Origin of the sequence: Rhodoferax sp. (assembly GCF_018780565.1) — a bacterium.
In the GTDB taxonomy this organism is placed as follows: Bacteria; Pseudomonadota; Gammaproteobacteria; order Burkholderiales; family Burkholderiaceae_C; genus Rhodoferax.
On sequence record NZ_JADMJN010000012.1, the window covers coordinates 137,649 to 155,183 of the forward strand.

Below are 17,535 nucleotides of genomic sequence, written 5' to 3' on the forward strand. Positions count from 1 at the left end.
GCAAAAAATCCCGCTTCGGCGGGATTTTTTTTGCTCCTTATTTGGTAGCTATAGGTCTAATATTGACGGAAGCCACGAGGAGAAATTGTTTAAAGATCTCGATCTTTCGCCGATTGAGCGCCGACCACCGCACGAATCAAGACACCGGTGGTGGTCGCGATGCTTTGTATGTCCTGAATACGGTCTTGCTCAATCAGCTGCAGCACCAATTCATTGACACCCCCCACCACGGCAACCGCCATGTCATTCGTCAATATCGAGCTACCCTCTGCGGCATTGATAACCTTGCACATGAAGTCAGCAATTTCCTGATTGACGCGACGGCGTGCCGCCAGACCTGTCGCGCCCAAGCCCAGGATTTCCACGAACAGGGTCCTCATCAATACCGGATGGCTGGCCAGGCAGCCCAGATAAGCCTCCATCGCCTGCTCGACCTGCGTCTGCCAGCCACGAGCCGGGTCAATGGACGAGCGCAGAACCTTCAATGCGTTGTGACTGGCTGACTCGTACAGCGCAATCAAACAGTCTGCTTTGGTGGCGAAATGCTCGTAAAAGGTACGGCGCGAGACACTGGCCTCACGGACGATGTCCGTGATCGTGATCGTGCCATAGCCCTTGGCGGCGACCGCTCGCGCCATCCCGTCAAACAATCGCTGGCGGTGCAATGTGGCTTCAACGGACAGGGGAAATGAGTCCATGGAGAATGAAAATTCCTGAAAAGGTACTTGACAGTACCACAAAGCGGGCGCATCATTCGATTTACTGGTACTAATCAGTACCAATTCAATACCAGGAGCCCAAATGACCGATCTCGTTGTACGCCGCCTCTTAGTTGACCTGGATTCTCCCGTCGCGCGCCACTGGTTTGGCGGCGATGCGTTCCGCACGGCCTTGTTCAACGCCCTGTCCATGAGTTTTCCGATTGGCGAACAGTTTTTCATCGACTCGGTTCGCGAAGGGCTCAAGACCCTGCCAGCCGATGAGCGGGATAAATACGCCAGCGAAGTTCAGGGCTTCATTGGGCAGGAAGCGACGCACCGTCGCATCCACAGCCTGTTCAATATCCAGATCGAGAAGCACAAGCTGGTCAACGACTGGGAACCGCGGGCACGGGCACGGCTCAAGATGCTGGAGGGTTTTCATCCACGCCACTGGCTGGCCATCACGGCGGCCACTGAACACTTCACCGCAGTTTTTGCCGACTGGATGCTCGCCAATCCGGATCTGTTCGACGGCAGCGAGGCTCGCCTCAAAACCATGTGGCTTTGGCACAGCGCAGAGGAGGCAGAGCACAAGTCCACGGCATTTGACTTGTTTCGTGCACTGGGTGGTACGGATGAATCGCGTATCAAATGGTTCAAGCGCATTACCTTCATCTTCATGTCCGACCTGCTGCGTCAAACCGTCAACAACTTGTACCGTGATGGCACATTGTGGCAATGGCGCACCTGGAAAAGTGCCGCCAGCTTTCTCTTTGGCAAGCGTGGAATGATTCGCCTTACCTACAAGCCTTGGCGCGCCTACAAGCAGCCCGATTTTCACCCCAACCACCTCAGCAGCGACCTGTCCCAGCATTGGCTGCAAAGCAACTCCGAGGCCTTTTCCGTAGTGGGTGCGAAGGTGCAAGCAGCAGCGTGATACCGCAACCCACGGGATCACCGACCACCATCGAAATCCCAAAGCCTGCAAGCCAGGCCGCCATGTACCTGAGAGCCCTGCTCTCCAGCGGCAAGCGCCCCGGTGCGGTGCACACGCTGCCCCGGCTGCGCTATGTGATGCCGAAGGCGATTCTGGCACCGGCACACATTGCCGCCTATGCCAAGCTCTGTGGATTCAGTGAAAGGCAGGGTGTCCCCATCACCTACCCGCAATTGCTGACATTTCCGCTGCTCATGGCATTCTTTGGCTCCGCACAGTGCCCCTGGCCTGCAATGGGAACGGTCCATCTGGACAACCGGATCAGCCAGCTGCAGGCCCTGAACCCCGGCGATGCGCTTCGCATTGAAGTCAGCACGGGGCAATTGATCGCCCACGAAAAAGGGCAAATCCTGACCCTGGATATGCAGCTCTTCCGCGCGGACGAGCTGGTTTGGGAGGCCACGCAAAGCCTCTTGCGTATCGGCATTCCAAACCCGATCGGGCCAGCCTATGTCAGCCGGCAAACCACCGATCCGGCATTGGCGCGCCAGGCAGACTTCGTCGCGCCCAGCGACACAGGCCGACGCTTCGGCTATATCTCGGGTGACCTGAACCCCATCCATGTTTCCGAACTATCGGCCAGACTCTTCGGATTTCGGCGGGCCATTGCGCATGGAATGTGGACCAAGGCACGGGCACTGGCCACATTGATGCCCCAGGACGCGGTTTCCCAGGCCGAAGTCTCGGCAGAATTCAAGACACCGCTGTTTCTGCCCGCAACCGCATCAACGTGGAGCGCCCCAGCCCCAATCGGGTCATCCCTGCGCGGCACGTGTTTCGAAGTCAGGGATGAAAAAGGTGAAAAACCCCATTTGCGGGGAAACTTCAGCTACTAGCAAAACATCCTGACGCAAACAAAGAAGCTTGATAAACGTCAATTCCAAAATGCCATTCGAGGCTAGCATCCAGCATGGTGGTATCGCAAGCGTGAAAGCTTTCGATCGCCGTTGTTGTTCAATCCAGCCAACCGGGTAGGCCTGTGGAATATTGCAAACTCACACGCGGTGGAATCTTGCTTTTGCTGGCATTGCTCATCAGCGGCTGCTCATCCATGCTGCCGCGCGTGCATACCAAATCCTCGCCGTTCAAGAGCTTTGACGAAGCACGCAATGCCATTGAAGGACTGACCCCCATGAAGAGCGATGTGGCCGTCTTGTCCAGGCTCGGGATTGATCCCGTGAAACAGCCCAACACCGTCATCCTGACGCACTCCGACATCGTGCGCCGATTTGTTCCAAGCGCCCTGCTCCAGCGCGCGGACCTGGACCCCGGTGTCATGGTGTGCCTGGAGGCACGCGACGCCTGTCGAGGCTGGGAAATCACGGCAGCCCGCATTGCAAAGGAACGAACCGGCAACTTCTTTGCCGACTTCACCAATTTTTCACGTCGCACCGAGACCACGGGTTGGCGATTCAACGCTCTGATCTTGCTGGTCAACGATGTGGTGGTCTACCGCGCCTGGGGCGGGCAACCCAACGTGAACGAACTGGAAGTCAATACCAACCCATTGGGCCCGCTGCAGGATATGGGGCCAGCCATCGTGACCAACTAGCAGTCGACCCTTGGCGATTCATTCCTGAAGATGCAAGGCAGTCAGGACAAGAGCGCAACAAATTGCCGCATAACCCGTAAACGTTTGGTTTTTTATACCAATATGAGCGCATCAAACCTTAAAATCCCAACTGTACGCAGCCGGCAGGAACAAGTCCATGTTCAATTTTTTTAAAAAAAGTCCTCCCAAGTCTGACTTCAAGCCAAGCCTTGCGAGCGTTTCGGCGACGCCGAGCAGCACACAGCAGCATGGCAACTCGCGTCGCGAACTGATTCGGGTGGTTTTGAAAGATACGCTGCGCCTGCACGGCATTCCTCTGGGCTGGCTGGCTTGTGAAGTGATCGTCATCCGCCGGGCATCCAATGCCGAAGAAGTTCACATCCAGTTGGTGATCACCAAATGGAATGAGCAACTGCTGCGCTATGCCCCAGCCTTGCAGCAACAGCTGCTGCTTGGGCTGGACCGATTTGATCCCTCGGTCGATCATTCCAGCTACGTTGTTTCATGGCGTTTTTCGTCCGATTGCGGATGTCCTTTTCCCATGATGCCGCCCCCCACGTTCTGGACCAAGAGCGCAGCCGCCGCGCCGGCTCCAGCAGAAGAACCCGTGTCGGTGCTTGATCGGCGTCACAGCCGGCGCCCGCCAAAGCCCACTGGGTCGACCGCCGCGACATCGCCCCCTGCGGATGACGGGGCCGGCGACTTCTCGCCCACACAAATCAGTCCCTTGCATTGATTGAACGGGGCGCCGACCGAATCAGCGGGAACACCCCTCAAACCAGGGCAGCGACCTCCGTCCTTGAGGTCCAGTCAATCGGGTCCTGCTGCAGGACCATGTCGATATCCAGGCCCAATGCCAGCGCAACGGTATCCGGGAAATTGTCAGTGAGGTCCTGGGCGTCATAGTTGGCTTCCCTGGCTCGGGCTCGCCACGCCGCCAGATGAAGAATGCCCGCCATCGGCTCGTAAACGTCATTCTCGAAAGGTGTGTTTTGATTCGCCAGCGCATCGACGATGGCTTGAGGAAACTGCCAGTTTCTGGCAAACCCAGCCCCTACATCCGCATAGCAATAACCCAATAATTTTCGCTCTGCCGAGGCGCGCTTCAGGGCGAGTGGAGGCACCTCCTGATCCAGTGACATCAGTTCTTTGTCTATCACCCTGTGCATGACCAATTCCCCTGTGGCATGAATCAATCCGGCGGTGAACGCCGCCGCCTGATTCTTCCTGATCATGCCAGCCAGCATGCGTGACAACTTGGCCGTGTTCAGGCTGAAACGCCAGAACTGATTCATATCGATGCCCTGGACAATGCGGAATGCTCCCGTGACGGCGGCGGCGGTGGCCAGCGATCGAACCTGGTCAAGCCCCATCAATGCCAAGGCCTCGGACACGCTGCTGATCTTGCTGGCAAATTGGAATTGCGCAGAATTGGCCAGGCGCAACAAGCGCGTCGTCAGGACCGGATCGGTGTTGAGCAACTGGCTGATCTTCCTCAGATCAGGCTCGGCTTGGTCAAGCTCATTGAGCAGCAAAGCAATGATTTTCGGGATACTCGGCAGCGCCTCATTGGAAGCAAGCAATTCTTCGAGAGTCATCAAAGGTAGCCCCTGTGGTTCGAATGGATCTGTGGCGGCCATTATCCGCCAGACCCGCCCCCTGAAAACGTGCCAAAATCAACCAGTCCTCCAGACGGCCTGACGACAGGTGCTTGTTGAAGCGGCCGTCATCCCAACGATCAAACCCAATCTTGTCCAATCCATGACTGAACGCCATACACCACGCATCGTGCCGCTGGTTGACCTGCGCTCGGCGTCACTGCGCCCTCCCGCTGAGGCGGCGTCAGCAAGCAGCCGCATCGCGGCCAATGGCCTGCTGTCCGACGCGCTGGGTCGCCCTTTGCGCGATTTGCGCATCAGCGTTACGGACCGCTGTAATTTCCGGTGCAATTACTGCATGCCCAAGGAAGTCTTCGACAAAGACTACGCCTACCTGCCACACGCCGACCTGCTCTCGTTCGAAGAAATCACGCGCGTTGCCAAGACCTTTGTGGCCCACGGCGTGCAAAAGATTCGCCTGACTGGCGGCGAGCCGCTGCTGCGCAAAAATATCGAGCTGCTGATCGAGCAGTTGGCGTCCCTGCGCACCGTTGAGGGCCGTCCATTGGACCTGACCCTTACCACCAACGGCTCACTGCTGGCGCGCAAGGCACGCGCGCTCAAGGCGGCGGGGCTGCAACGTGTCACCGTGAGCCTGGACGGGCTGGACGATGCAGTGTTTCGCAGCATGAACGATGTGGACTTTCCGGTAGCCGATGTGCTGGCGGGCATTGAAGCAGCGCGAGACGCCGGCTTGGGGCCCATCAAGATCAACATGGTGGTGAAGCGCGGTACCAATGAGCATGAGATACTGCCCATGGCACGCCGCTTCAAAGGCACGGGCATGGTGCTGCGTTTCATTGAATACATGGACGTGGGTGCAACCAACAGCTGGCGCATGAACGAAGTGTTGCCGTCGGCTGAAGTGGTCAAGCTGATTCATGCAGATTTGCCACTGGTTCAGCTTGAACCGTCCAATCCAGGTGAGACTGCCGAGCGCTGGGGCTATGCCGACGCGTCCGGAAATCATGACAAGGCTGCCGGTGAGATCGGCGTCATCAGCAGCGTGACGCAGGCTTTCTGTGGTGATTGCAACCGGGCTCGCCTGTCGACCGAGGGCAAGCTCTACCTGTGCCTGTTCGCCGCCCAGGGTTACGACCTTCGCTCACTGATCCGTGATGGCGCATCGGAGGCCGACCTGGCTTCCACCATTGGCCATATCTGGCAAGGTCGGGCAGATCGCTACTCCGAACTTCGCAGCGAAATGAAGCCCGATACCGGCACCGGCCTGCGTCGCGTTGAGATGAGCTACATCGGAGGCTAAACAGATGATCCCCCACTTGTCGCTTCTTCGCTTTAAATGGGTATGACGCTTGATGATTAGTCCCGATCAAATCACCGGTCTGATTCTGGCCGGTGGACGCGGCTCTCGCATGGGTGGAGTCGACAAGGGCTTGCAGAACTTCAACGGGCTGCCACTTGCGTTGCACACACTCACGCGCCTGCAGATCGGCGGGGGGGTGGGTCAGATCATGATCAACGCCAACCGCAACCTGGCGGCTTATGAGTCGTTTGGCGCCGCGGTCTGGCCCGATGGCTTGGCCGACTATGCCGGACCCCTGGCAGGCTTTCTGACGGGTCTTGAACGCTGTGAAACACCGTTTTTGGTGACCGTGCCGTGCGACACGCCCTTGCTACCGCTTGATCTGGTCCAGCGGCTGGCGCAGGCGCTGGAGGCCGAGGACGCCGACATCGCCATGGCGGCCGCACCCGAAGTCGGCAAAGATGGTCAGGTGCAGATTCGTACCCAACCAGTTTTTTGTCTGTTGCGCGTGGACTTGCTGGAAAGCCTGGTGAAATTCACCCAGGATGGAGGACGCAAGATTGACGCATGGACCGCCCTGCACAAAACCGCAATCGTGCCTTTTGATGCGCCTGGCGACGATCCGCGGGCGTTTTTCAACGCCAATACGCTGGCTGAATTGCGACAGCTCGAAAACACCTGACTATGAAAACGATTGCAGACATCGCCGCTGAACTGCAGGGCTATGACCCGCAGTCCTTGCCTGCCACGACCGTCAATTCATTCTTGTCACATCTGGTCGAGCCAGTCACAAGCCATGAAGAGGTTGACGTTTTTCATGCCCTCGGGCGTGTACTGTCTCATGACGTGATCTCGCCGATCAGCGTACCGCCCCATGACAATTCGGCGATGGACGGCTATGCATTTGATGGTGCTCAACTCACGAAAACAAACAAGCTGAACTTGCGGGTGGTCGGGACCGCTCTGGCAGGCAAGGCTTGGCAAGGCAAGACGGGGCCCGGCGAATGCGTGAAAATCATGACCGGCGCCATCATGCCTGCAGGTCTGGACACCGTCGTTCCGCAAGAGTTTGTGACCCGTCACACGGACCAGGCCCAGGCCGGCCCGTCCAGCGGGGCAGATGCCATTGCCATACCGCCGGGCCTGCTGCAAGCGGGCGACAATCGCCGCAAACTTGGCGAAGACGTGATGAAAGGCCGCCCTGCACTACAAAAAGGTGAGCTACTCACGCCCGCAGCGCTTGGACTACTGGCCAGTTTAGGTATCGAAAAGATATCGGTATGGCGCAAGCTTCGTGTGGCCTACTTTTCCACGGGTGACGAAATTCTGAGCCTGGGCGAGCCGCCACGTGAAGGTGCGGTTTACGACAGCAACCGGTACACCGTGTTCGGCCTGCTGACGCGCCTGGGTTGCGCGGTGATCGACATGGGCGTGGTGCGCGACGAGCCTGCACAGCTGGAAGCGGCATTCAACCGCGCGGCGGGCGAAGCGGACGCCATCATCACCAGCGGCGGCGTGAGCGTGGGCGAAGCCGACTTCACCAAGGCCATGATGCAAAAGCTCGGCGACGTTGCCTTCTGGAAGATTGCCATGCGTCCCGGACGCCCCATGGCTGTGGGACGCATCGGCAAATCAGTGCTCTTTGGCCTGCCCGGCAATCCGGTGGCCGTGATGGTGACTTTTCTGGCGTTTGTGCGCCCTGCCCTCCTGCAAATGATGGGCTGCAAGGCCAGACCCACGCCGTTGCTCAAGGCCCGCAGCCTGGAAGCCTTGCGCAAAAAACCGGGGCGCACCGAGTACCAGCGCGGCACGGTCACGACGGCGCCAGACGGCTCACTGCAAGTCAAGACCACAGGTAACCAGGGCTCAGGTGTCTTGAGTTCCATGGTGCAGGCTAACGGCCTGATCGTGCTGCATCACGACCAGGGCAACGTCGCCCCCGGTGATGAAATTGATGTGATGATGTTTGACGGCATCATTTGAAAACATGCTGGCTGTATGGCGACCATGCTTTGACGCAACCCGTGTGGATCAAACCGGCACTGAACGGGCTTTCGGTTTCTTGACGGCATAAACACCAGCGAGCAGGCCCGCCAGCAGCAACAAAATGGCCGGCAATACAAACTGCATCTCTTTCAAGGCAGGGTTCTGTGGCAGCCACTGGCTGACAAAGCCGATACGTGCAAAACTGCTCACAGCCAGCACTGCGAAAAAGCTGCCCATAAATTGACCTTCCGCTCCGCGCGTACCGAATACGGATGCCTGCTCCATCAAACCGGCAAAAGCAGCCGCCCAGCCAACCCCGGTCAACAGCTGCGCAAAAATGAGCATTTCCAGACTGCCGGCTTGAGCCGCTGTGTAGCTTCCAAATGCCGTCAGCCAGATTCCGCCAATTGCGGGCCAGAGCGCACCAAAGCGCTTGATGATCGCGCCAATGCCCAGCAACGCTGCAAAAAACCCGACCCAGAGCAAGGGCATCAGCCAGGGTACGTTTTCCCTGGTCGTGTGGGCCAAATACTGAGGTGCCGCATTCGCAAACGCGTGCAATTGAAAACCGATCGACGCAAGCGCCAGCACCAGCAACAGGGGTACGTAAGCCCCAAAAGAGATGGGTTGCGGCTGCTCGGCATTGAACTTGGGGAGCTCGCTGGCGGAAAAACGCAACAGCACAATGACGGCCACCAGCAAAGTCAATGCGGACACGGCAAACGGCAGGTAGGGGTCAGCACCTTTCAGCAGCAAACCAATGTACGGAGACAGTGCTGTCGCAAGCGCCATCCCGGCCGCATACCAGAACACCAGGCTGCGCTGTTGTGTCGCATTGGCGCGCTTGGCCAGGAGCACGAGGGTTGGCGCACGCACCACCGAAGCGCTGACCACCCAGATCGCAAGAACGCCAATCAGCACGGCAGGGGAAATGCGCCCCGACATCGGCAACAACAAAAAGGCGATAGCGGAAACGGTTGTCAGCACCAGCAGCATACGCGCCAGCTTGCGATAACCCTGGGCCATGCGATCCGCAACAACGCCGAATCCAATGTCCATCACCGCAAAAATGAACTGGTCTGCCATCAGCAACAAGGGAAGCCAGGTTGCAGCAAGGCCTGCTGATTTGACCAACTCCGGCAGGTAGAGCACATACACCGTCCAGCCCAGCGTGAAGAAGAATTGAACGCAGCCCAGCGTCAGACCAGCACCTATCTTGGACTCAAGTGCTGCATCGGCCATGGCACTTATCCCTCCCGCACCGGTTGCACCAAGTCTGGACCCTCTTTCTCAACCGTCTTGATAGGACCCGGCACCACCTTGCGCGCGAACAAGGTGTACATGGTGGGTACAACAAATATGGTGAGCAAAGTGCCCAGCGACATGCCACCCACGATCACCCAGCCAATCTGCATGCGACTCTCGGCCCCTGCGCCATGCGCCAACGCCAGTGGAATGGCACCGAGCACCATCGCACCCGTGGTCATCAGAATCGGGCGCAGGCGCTGGCTGGAGGCCTTGACCAGCGCTTGCGTCATTTCCATGCCCTGCTCACGCAGTTGGTTGGTGAACTCCACAATCAAAATGCCGTGCTTGGTGATCAAGCCCACCAAGGTGATCAGTCCGATCTGCGAATACACATTGAGCGAACCACCGGACCATTTGAGCGCCAGTAACGCACCGATCATCGACAGGGGCACAGAGAGCATGATCACCAGAGGATCAATAAAGCTCTCAAACTGCGCGGCGAGCACCAGAAAGATGAACAGCAGGGAGAGCGCAAACACAATTGCCAAAGAGCCCTGCGAGTTCTTGAATTCGCGCGAGGTGCCATTGAGATCGGTGCTGTAGCCCGGCTTGAGTACCTTGGCCGCAGTGCTGTCCAGGAAGTCAAGCGCCTGGCCCAGCGAGTAATCCGCAGACAGATTGGCCGTGATGGACACCGAGCGACGTTGACTGAAGTGATTGAGCTCACGCGGGGCCACGGATTCGCGCACCTTGATCAGCGATGCCAGTGGAATCATCGCGTCGTTGCGACCACGCACAAAAATCTTCTCGACATCATCCGGCGTATCCCGTCCGGACTGCGCCGTCTGCACAATCACGTCGTACTGATCGCCATCGCGTTTGTAGCGCGTGACTTGCCTGCCCCCCAGCATGGTTTCGATGGCGCGCGCCACCGTGTCTACACCAACCCCAAGATCGGCGGCTTTCTCGCGATCCACGTCAATTTTCAGTTCCGGCTTGTTCAGGCGAAGATCTATGTCGACACTGACAATGCCGGGATTCTTGGCAATTTCATCGGTGAACTGACGCGTGACGGCCGCGAGATTCTGGTAGCTGTCCGAGGTGACGATCACAAAATTGACCGGGCGCTCACGAAAGCCCTGACCCAGTGAAGGGGGCGTGAGCGGAAATGCATTGACGCCGGGCAAGGCCGCCAGTTTGGGCTGCAACTCGCGCGCCACATCCAGAACCGAGCGCGTACGCTTGTCCCAATCGATTGCCCGCAAAAACACATTCGCCTGCGAGACCGTCGGGTTACCCGAGGAGACAAAAATACGGTCGAACTCCTTGTAGGGTTGCCCGATTTTCTCTACTGCATTCACGTAGCGATCGGTATAGCCCAGCGTCGCACCGTCAGGTGCGGTAACCACCACCAACACCTGTCCACGATCTTCCAGCGGCGACAGTTCGCGCTTCATGGTGGGCAACACAAGGAAAATGGACACGGCACAGACCAGCATCACACCAATCACAATCCAGCGCGCATCCAGCAGGAAACGTTTGAGCACATGGCCCTTGCCCACCTGAACGCGCTGCCGGTCATAGCCCGTGGTAACCAGCCAATTCAAGGCAGACTGATAGCGAGCGGTGATGGCATTCAAAACCCGCTCCATGCCCCGGTCAAACCAGCTCGGCTTGGGATTGTGCTTGAGCAGTAGCGAGCACATCATCGGCGACAAGGTCAGGGCAATAAATCCCGATACAACCACGGCGCCCGCCAGAGCCAGCGCAAACTCGATAAACAAGCGCCCGGTTCGCCCAGGCGTGAAGGCCAGCGGCGCGTAAACGGCCGCCAGTGTCAGCGTCATCGCGACGACCGCGAACCCGACTTCCCGCACACCCTTGATGGACGCCGAGAAGGGGTCCAGCCCCTCCTCGATATGTCGAAAAATATTCTCCAGCACCACGATGGCATCATCCACCACCAAACCGATCGCCAGCACCAGCGCCAGCAGTGTCAAGGTATTGATGGTGAAACCCGCCAGTGCCATCAGCGCGAAGGTGCCGATCAAGGCAACAGGAATCGTGACCAGGGGAATGATCGAGGCCCGCAGGGTTCGAAGAAAGACGAATATCACCAGCGCCACCAAAACCACCGATTCCAGAATGGTTTGGAACACGCTCTTGATCGATTTTTCGATGAACACCGAGTTGTCATTGGCGATGTCGATCGTGACTCCCGGTGGCAGATCTGCCTGCAGTTTGGGGATCATCGCCCGCACGCCCTTGCTCAATTCCAGTGGATTGGCGGTTGCCTGACGAATCACACCGGCCGCGACCGCAACCCGGCCATTCAGGCGAGCACCGCTGCGCTCGTCGGCGGCGGCCTCTTCCACCCGGCCGATGTCACGAATGCGCACCGGAAAACCATTGGCATTCTTGATGATGATGTCCGAGAATTGCGAGGGACGCCCCAGATCGGTCTGGGAGGTCACGCTGAATTCGCGTTGGGTCGACTCGATGCGGCCAGCCGGCAATTCGAGGTTGCTGCGGCGAATGGCGTCTTCCGCGTCCTGGGTCGTCAGTTTGTAAGCGGCCAGCTTGTCCGGATCCAGCCAGACACGCATGGCGTATTTCCGCTCCCCGAAGATGCGCACATCGGCAGCCCCTGTCACGGTTTGCAGACGGGGCTTGGCGATCCGGGTCACCAGATCGTTGATCTGCAATCCGCTCAGGGTGTCGCTGGAAAAAGCCAGCCAGATCACAGGAAAGGCGTCCGCTTCCACCTTGGCAATGACCGGTTCATCCACGGCCTGCGGCAAGCGATTGCGCACCCGGGAAGTGCGGTCGCGCACCTCGGCGGCGGCTGTATCGGCATCCTTCTCCAGACGAAAGCGCACTGAAATCTGGGTCTGCTCGGCACGGCTGATGGAGGTGATCACGTCCACCGCATCAATGCCGGCAATGGAATCCTCCAACGGTTTGGTGACCTGGGACTCCATCACCTCAGCCGAGGCCCCTGCGTACTTCACGCTGACCGTCACGACCGGCTCGTCGATCTTGGGGTACTCCCGCACCGAGAGTTTGGTAAGACTGACCGCGCCGATCAGCAATACCAACAACGACAGCACCGTGGCAAATACCGGCCGGCGAATGGAGACTTCAGCCAGTTGCATCAGGGTCTCCGGTCAAGACAGGGGTTCGAAGCTTGGAGCGGTTTGCTTGCCACAACGGCCTTGCTGGCAAGGGGTACGGGAGTTGCCATGGCTGACACCTGGGCCGCAGAGGCGGCAGCCTGAGGGGCCGGCGCCACAGCGGCACGGGGAAGCTCCAGCACCTTGACCTCGGTGCCATCACGCTGGATGCGCTGATGTCCCGCCGTGACCACGGTGTCACCCTCATCCAGTCCATCCAGGATTTCGACGCGGCCGGGGCGGCGGATACCCACCTTGACCTCGACACGCTGCGATACCCAGGCGTCAGCCGCAGGCCCGGGTTTGAGTCGGATCACATAGGCCTTACCGCCTTGCGGGATGATGGACTCTTCGGGAATGACTCTGGCCTTGTCGCGTTGACCAAAGACCGCGGTCACGCGTGCGAACATGCCCGGACGCAAGCGCAGTTGCCGGTTGTCAATACAGCCCCGTACGCCAACCGATCGACCGCTTGCGTCAATCAGGGGATCGACCGCCTGGATGGTGGCCAGGAACTTCGCCCCTGGCAAGGCATCGAGTTCAATGCTGGCAGTTTGCCCCTGCCTCACTTTGTCCTGGAACCGTTCAGGCAGGCGAAAGTCCACGAACACGGCATCAATGTCCTCGATGTTCACAATGTCGGCACCGTCTTTCAGGTAGTCACCCACATTGACGGTACGGATGCCCGTCATGCCGTCAAACGGTGCGACGATTTTCAGACGGGCCGCCGTGGCCTGTGACAGCGCCAGCTTGGCCTGCGCCACCTCCAGATTAGCCGCGCTCTCGTCCACCGAGCGCTGGCTGATGAAATTTTGCGCCACCAGGTCTTTGTTGCGCGCGTGGTTGGCCAGGGCGATTGAGAGTTCCGCCCGGCTTTGCTGCACTTGGGCCAGAGGCAGCTGGTCATCCAGTTGCACCAGCACCTGGCCTTTGCGTACCCGGTCCCCATCACGGAAATTGAGTTGCGTGATGCGTCCACTGACCTCGGGACGCACCACAACGCTTCGGCGGGAACGCAGGCTACCCACCGCCTGGGTGTCATCGATCAGCTTGGCGATCTCCACTTTGGCCACATCGACCGCCGCAGGCTTGCCGGGTGCGGAGGCCCCAGTGGGCCCACTGGCGGCAGACTGTGGCGCGCCGGCAGTTGCACTGCTACCAGGTGCCATCGCAGTCATGTGGGACTTGTTCTGATACCACCATGCCGCTCCCCCCGCCGCCGCAATGCCCACAACCGCCACCAGCGGATAAATCAGTTTCTTGGTCATGTATACGATGTTCTCAAGGAAAAGGTCGGGCGAATCCGACAAACCAGCACGGACAATTCAAACCGGTTGTCAATGTAGCAGCACCGGCGCCACCCTGCAGCGCCCAACAGGGTGACCTGACCCGTCAGAGTCCCACTTTACAGTTTCTTTACACGACGCCAAGCCATCTCAATGCTGGCGCAGCGCCTGCTCGACGCCCTTGTTGGCCAGCATGTCAGCATGCTCGTTGCCCGGATCGCCGTTATGCCCCCTGACCCAGCGCCAGTCAATCTTGTGCCCTGCCGTATTGACCAGCGCATCCAGACGCTGCCACAAGTCGACATTCTTCACGGGTTGCTTGGCGGCGGTTTTCCAACCCCTGGCCTTCCAGCCGGACAACCACTCGGTCATGCCCTTGAGCACGTACTGGCTGTCTACGTGCAGGATCACATGGCAGGGCCGCTTCAAGGCAGACAGCGCCTCGATCACCGCCATCATTTCCATGCGGTTGTTGGTGGTGCCCATCTCGCCGCCGAACAATTCCTTTTGGGTACCGCTTGATTTGAGCAGCGCCCCCCAACCGCCCGGGCCGGGGTTTCCCTTGCAGGCTCCATCGGTGTAAATCTCTATCGAATCCAATCAAAATCCCCTAATCTTTTGCGAAATTTGAGCCTGAAGCCCTCGTCAATGTTGAACTATTTGCTACTGAAACAGGAGCATTCGCCATCGAGCGCGATGATTTCCAGGCGGGACTGAGCAGCGTCATGCCACGCACCCGCTTGACCGCCACCAGAAAATACACTGCCCCAAAAATCGGCCACCAGCGATCCCCGGCGCGGTCCATCCACTGCAGGCGCTGCAACCACTTGTCGCTGGAGAAAGCGGGCCGGTAACAGCCAAAACGCGCCACTTCCACCTCAAAGCCGAGCAGACGAAGCCAGTCTCGCATCCGCCAGTAACCAATGAACTCCCCTGCTTCGGGCAAAAACATATGTCCAAAACCGAGCCGATGGTACAGGTGCGCGCGCCGCTGGCGTAAGCCCCACAGCGAAACCGGGTTCAGGCCACAAATCACCACGCGTCCTTCCGGCACCAAAACCCGCTCGACTTCCCGCAGGGTGGCATGCGGATCGCTTGCCAATTCCAGCGAATGCGGCAGCACCACCAAGTCCAGGCTGCCCGCCGGAAACGGCAGAGCCGCGAAATCGGTCACAATCGCCGCGCCAGGCGTCGCCACATCGGCAAGCAGCCAGCGATGCGGCATGCGGTTGGCAGCCAGTGCGTCCAGTTCGCCCAAACCCAGCTGCACGGCATGGAATCCAAAAATATCGGCGACGGCCAGATCGAGCTGGGCGCGCTCCCACGCCAGCAGATAACGGCCCGCCGGTGTCGCAAACCACGCCGGCGTACCTATAATTTGATTGTTCATGAAGCTCATTCCACTCAACGCCTTCGCTGACAACTACATCTGGTTGTTGCACGACACACATCAGGCCTTGGTGGTTGACCCAGGTGATGCACAACCCGTGCTGGCGGCCTTGCAGCATTCGGGCGTTCAACTGACGACCATTCTAGTCACGCACCATCACCCGGACCACACCGGTGGCGTAGAGGCCCTGCGTCAGGCTACGGGGGCCCAGGTTTTCGGCCCCATGCGAGAAACCATGCCCGAACCGCTGACCCGACTGGTGGGCGGCGATCAGGTTCAGTGCATGGGACTGACTTTCAAAGTGATGGATGTCCCTGGCCACACAGCCGGTCACATCGCCTACTTCTGTGACGACGTGGACGGTGCGCCTGTGCTGTTCTGCGGTGACACGCTGTTCAGCGGCGGCTGCGGCCGCCTGTTTGAGGGCAGCCCGGCCCAGATGCTGGCGTCCCTTGACACCCTGGCGGCATTGCCCGATGCCACGCGCGTTTGCTGCGCGCACGAATACACCCTGAGCAACCTGAAATTTGCCCGAGCAGTGGACCCTGACAACCAGGCGCTGGCGCACTACACGGCCCAAGCACAGGACTTGCGCGAACGCCAGCAACCCACCTTGCCTTCCACCATTCTGCGGGAGCGCGAGATCAACCCTTTTTTGCGTACGCGCCAAGCAGCTCTCATTGAAGCTGCCAAAAGCCATGACGCATCTGCCAGCGACGAGGTCAGCGTTTTTGCAGCCCTTCGTCAATGGAAAAACAAGTTCTGATGAAATTTATTATTCCCCTTGGCCTAAGCGCCTTGCTCTGGTTGACTGGCTGCGCCACAACCGGCATGGCACCTGAAACAGGCCCAAGTGCCAGCGCCTCTTCCGAATCCACCGCTTCGGCCTCACGCTCCGCAACGGGCAAAAGCTACCGCCCTGTCATACCAGGCGGTCCATTGCAGCCCATCACAACAAGCCAGGCGACATCACGAACCGTTGCCCAACTGGCCCCGCCCGCTGATCTGTGGGAACGCATTCGCCGAGGTTACGGCATGCCTGATCTGCAAAGTGATCTGGTCCATGATCGCGAACAGTGGTACAGCACCCGACCCGACTACATCCTGCGCATGACCGAGCGCTCCAGCAAATACCTTTTTCACATTGTTGAGGAACTGGAACGCCGCAACATGCCCACTGAGCTTGCGCTGCTCCCTTTTATCGAAAGTGCCTTCAATCCGCAGGCGGTGTCCACCGCCAAGGCGGCCGGCATGTGGCAGTTCATGCCCGCCACCGGCAAACACTTCGAACTGAAACAAAACGCTTTTCGCGATGACCGGCGAGATGTTCTGGCCTCGACCCGCGCAGCGCTGGACTATCTGCAAAGACTTCATGGCATGTTTGGCGATTGGCACCTCGCTCTGGCAGCCTACAACTGGGGCGAAGGCAGCGTGGGCCGCGCCATCGCCAAGAATCAGAAAGCGGGTCTGGGCACAACTTATACCGACCTCAACATGCCCATGGAGACCCGGCTTTACGTACCCAAGCTGCAGGCGGTCAAAAACATCGTGGGCAATCCGGACGCATTCAGCTCCCGCCTGCCCCTGATTGAAAACCATCCCTACTTCCAGACGGTGGACATCAAGCGCGACATTGATGTGGCGCTGGCCGCCAAACTGGCAGAGGTTCCGCTGGAAGACTTCAAGGCATTGAACCCGTCGGCCAGTCGTCCTGTGATCCTGGCGGCAGGCACACCCCAGATACTGCTGCCATGGGACAAGGCGGCCATCTTCCAGAGCAACCTTGAAGCCTATGGCGGGGGCCGACTGGCGAGCTGGACCGTCTGGCTCGCCCCAACCACCATGAAGCCCGCCGACGCGGCCAAGCGGGTGGGCATGAGCGAAGCCGAACTGCGCAGCATCAACAACATCCCGCCGCGTGTCGTGATCAAGGCCGGCTCCAGCCTGCTGGTGACACGCTCCAAACATCTTGAAACGGATGTCGGCGCGCATGCTGCCGACAACGGGCAACTGTCCCTGGCGCCGGATGCGATTTTGAAACGCACCGTGCTCAAAGCCGGCAAACAGGATTCCGTGGCGAGCCTGGCCAAGCGCTACCGGGTGAGCCCGGCCAGCGTGGCCGAATGGAACAAGGTGAGTGCTTCAGCCTCGTTCAGGGCTGGACAGCAGATCGTGCTGTTTTTACCGGTGCCAGCCAAAGCAGTGGCCAAGGGCAAACCAGCCCCGCGCCAGGCTCGCAAAGGTATTGCCAGGGCCACACGCGTTGCCAAGCGCTAGCCG

At 59.1% G+C, this 17,535-nt stretch carries 16 protein-coding genes; 9 read left to right on the top strand and 7 right to left on the bottom strand.

Annotated features, from left to right (window positions below; genetic code table 11):
- Positions 1-89 precede the first annotated feature (89 nt).
- Positions 90-698 (bottom strand): TetR/AcrR family transcriptional regulator, encoded by a 609-nt coding sequence (locus IV109_RS16980; RefSeq protein WP_296699466.1) that lies wholly within the window; start codon positions 696-698, stop codon positions 90-92.
- A 103-nt stretch (positions 699-801) separates the two neighbouring features.
- On the opposite strand from IV109_RS16980, the gene IV109_RS16985 reads away from it, so the two are divergent.
- The 4 genes from IV109_RS16985 to IV109_RS17000 all read left to right on the top strand — a co-directional run bounded on the left by IV109_RS16985 (position 802) and on the right by IV109_RS17000 (position 3,986).
- Positions 802-1,638 (top strand): metal-dependent hydrolase, encoded by an 837-nt coding sequence (locus tag IV109_RS16985; RefSeq protein ID WP_296699469.1) that lies wholly within the window; start codon positions 802-804, stop codon positions 1,636-1,638.
- 62 nt (positions 1,639-1,700) lie between these two features.
- Positions 1,701-2,534 carry a MaoC/PaaZ C-terminal domain-containing protein gene (locus IV109_RS16990; protein WP_296699472.1) on the top strand — a complete coding sequence of 278 codons (834 nt, stop codon included), beginning with the start codon at positions 1,701-1,703 and terminating at the stop codon, positions 2,532-2,534.
- A gap of 182 nt (positions 2,535-2,716) precedes the next feature.
- Positions 2,717-3,250, top strand: a complete 534-nt coding sequence (locus IV109_RS16995; RefSeq protein ID WP_296699474.1) for a hypothetical protein — start codon at positions 2,717-2,719, stop codon at positions 3,248-3,250.
- A 157-nt stretch (positions 3,251-3,407) separates the two neighbouring features.
- A complete protein-coding gene (locus IV109_RS17000) occupies positions 3,408-3,986 on the top strand; it encodes a hypothetical protein (protein WP_296699478.1) in 579 nt (192 codons plus the stop codon).
- Between the two features lie 37 nt (positions 3,987-4,023).
- Here IV109_RS17000 and IV109_RS17005 read toward each other — a convergent pair whose 3' ends face one another.
- On the bottom strand, positions 4,024-4,848 hold the full coding sequence (locus IV109_RS17005) for an HDOD domain-containing protein (RefSeq protein ID WP_296699481.1): 825 nt from the start codon (positions 4,846-4,848) through the stop codon (positions 4,024-4,026).
- A 163-nt stretch (positions 4,849-5,011) separates the two neighbouring features.
- Here IV109_RS17005 and moaA point away from each other — a divergent pair, with 163 nt between their 5' ends.
- From moaA to glp, 3 genes are read left to right on the top strand one after another with little or no spacing between them, the layout of a single operon-like run.
- Entirely contained in the window at positions 5,012-6,172 is a 1,161-nt protein-coding gene (gene moaA, locus IV109_RS17010) for a GTP 3',8-cyclase MoaA (RefSeq protein WP_296699484.1), read from the top strand.
- A gap of 52 nt (positions 6,173-6,224) precedes the next feature.
- Positions 6,225-6,854: a molybdenum cofactor guanylyltransferase MobA gene (mobA, locus tag IV109_RS17015; RefSeq protein ID WP_296699486.1), complete on the top strand. Its 630-nt coding sequence runs from the start codon at positions 6,225-6,227 to the stop codon at positions 6,852-6,854.
- A gap of 2 nt (positions 6,855-6,856) precedes the next feature.
- Positions 6,857-8,155: a gephyrin-like molybdotransferase Glp gene (glp, locus tag IV109_RS17020; RefSeq protein WP_296699488.1), complete on the top strand. Its 1,299-nt coding sequence runs from the start codon at positions 6,857-6,859 to the stop codon at positions 8,153-8,155.
- Positions 8,156-8,203: 48 nt separating this feature from the next.
- Here glp and IV109_RS17025 read toward each other — a convergent pair whose 3' ends face one another.
- From IV109_RS17025 to IV109_RS17045, 5 genes are all read right to left on the bottom strand, one after another.
- Positions 8,204-9,400, bottom strand: a complete 1,197-nt coding sequence (locus tag IV109_RS17025; RefSeq protein ID WP_296699491.1) for an MFS transporter — start codon at positions 9,398-9,400, stop codon at positions 8,204-8,206.
- A gap of 5 nt (positions 9,401-9,405) precedes the next feature.
- Positions 9,406-12,561, bottom strand: coding sequence for an efflux RND transporter permease subunit (locus tag IV109_RS17030; protein ID WP_296699494.1), 3,156 nt, complete (start codon positions 12,559-12,561; stop codon positions 9,406-9,408).
- Positions 12,561-13,847, bottom strand: a complete 1,287-nt coding sequence (locus tag IV109_RS17035) for an efflux RND transporter periplasmic adaptor subunit (protein WP_296699497.1) — start codon at positions 13,845-13,847, stop codon at positions 12,561-12,563. The genes IV109_RS17030 and IV109_RS17035 overlap by 1 nt, the downstream gene beginning before the upstream one ends.
- Before the next feature lie 168 nt (positions 13,848-14,015).
- The gene (gene rnhA / locus IV109_RS17040) at positions 14,016-14,465 is read right to left on the bottom strand and encodes a ribonuclease HI (RefSeq protein WP_296699500.1); all 450 of its coding nucleotides are present in this window, start codon (positions 14,463-14,465) and stop codon (positions 14,016-14,018) included.
- A gap of 10 nt (positions 14,466-14,475) precedes the next feature.
- On the bottom strand, positions 14,476-15,255 hold the full coding sequence (locus tag IV109_RS17045; protein ID WP_296699502.1) for a methyltransferase domain-containing protein: 780 nt from the start codon (positions 15,253-15,255) through the stop codon (positions 14,476-14,478).
- On the opposite strand from IV109_RS17045, the gene gloB reads away from it, so the two are divergent.
- Both gloB and IV109_RS17055 read left to right on the top strand, forming a co-directional pair.
- A complete protein-coding gene (gene gloB / locus IV109_RS17050) occupies positions 15,254-16,021 on the top strand; it encodes a hydroxyacylglutathione hydrolase (RefSeq protein WP_296699505.1) in 768 nt (255 codons plus the stop codon). The two genes, IV109_RS17045 and gloB, sit on opposite strands and share 2 nt — an antisense overlap.
- Complete coding sequence (locus IV109_RS17055) at positions 16,021-17,532, top strand: transglycosylase SLT domain-containing protein (RefSeq protein ID WP_296699507.1); 1,512 nt, start codon at positions 16,021-16,023, stop codon at positions 17,530-17,532. Before gloB ends, IV109_RS17055 begins: the two co-directional genes overlap by 1 nt.
- Positions 17,533-17,535: the final 3 nt, after the last annotated feature.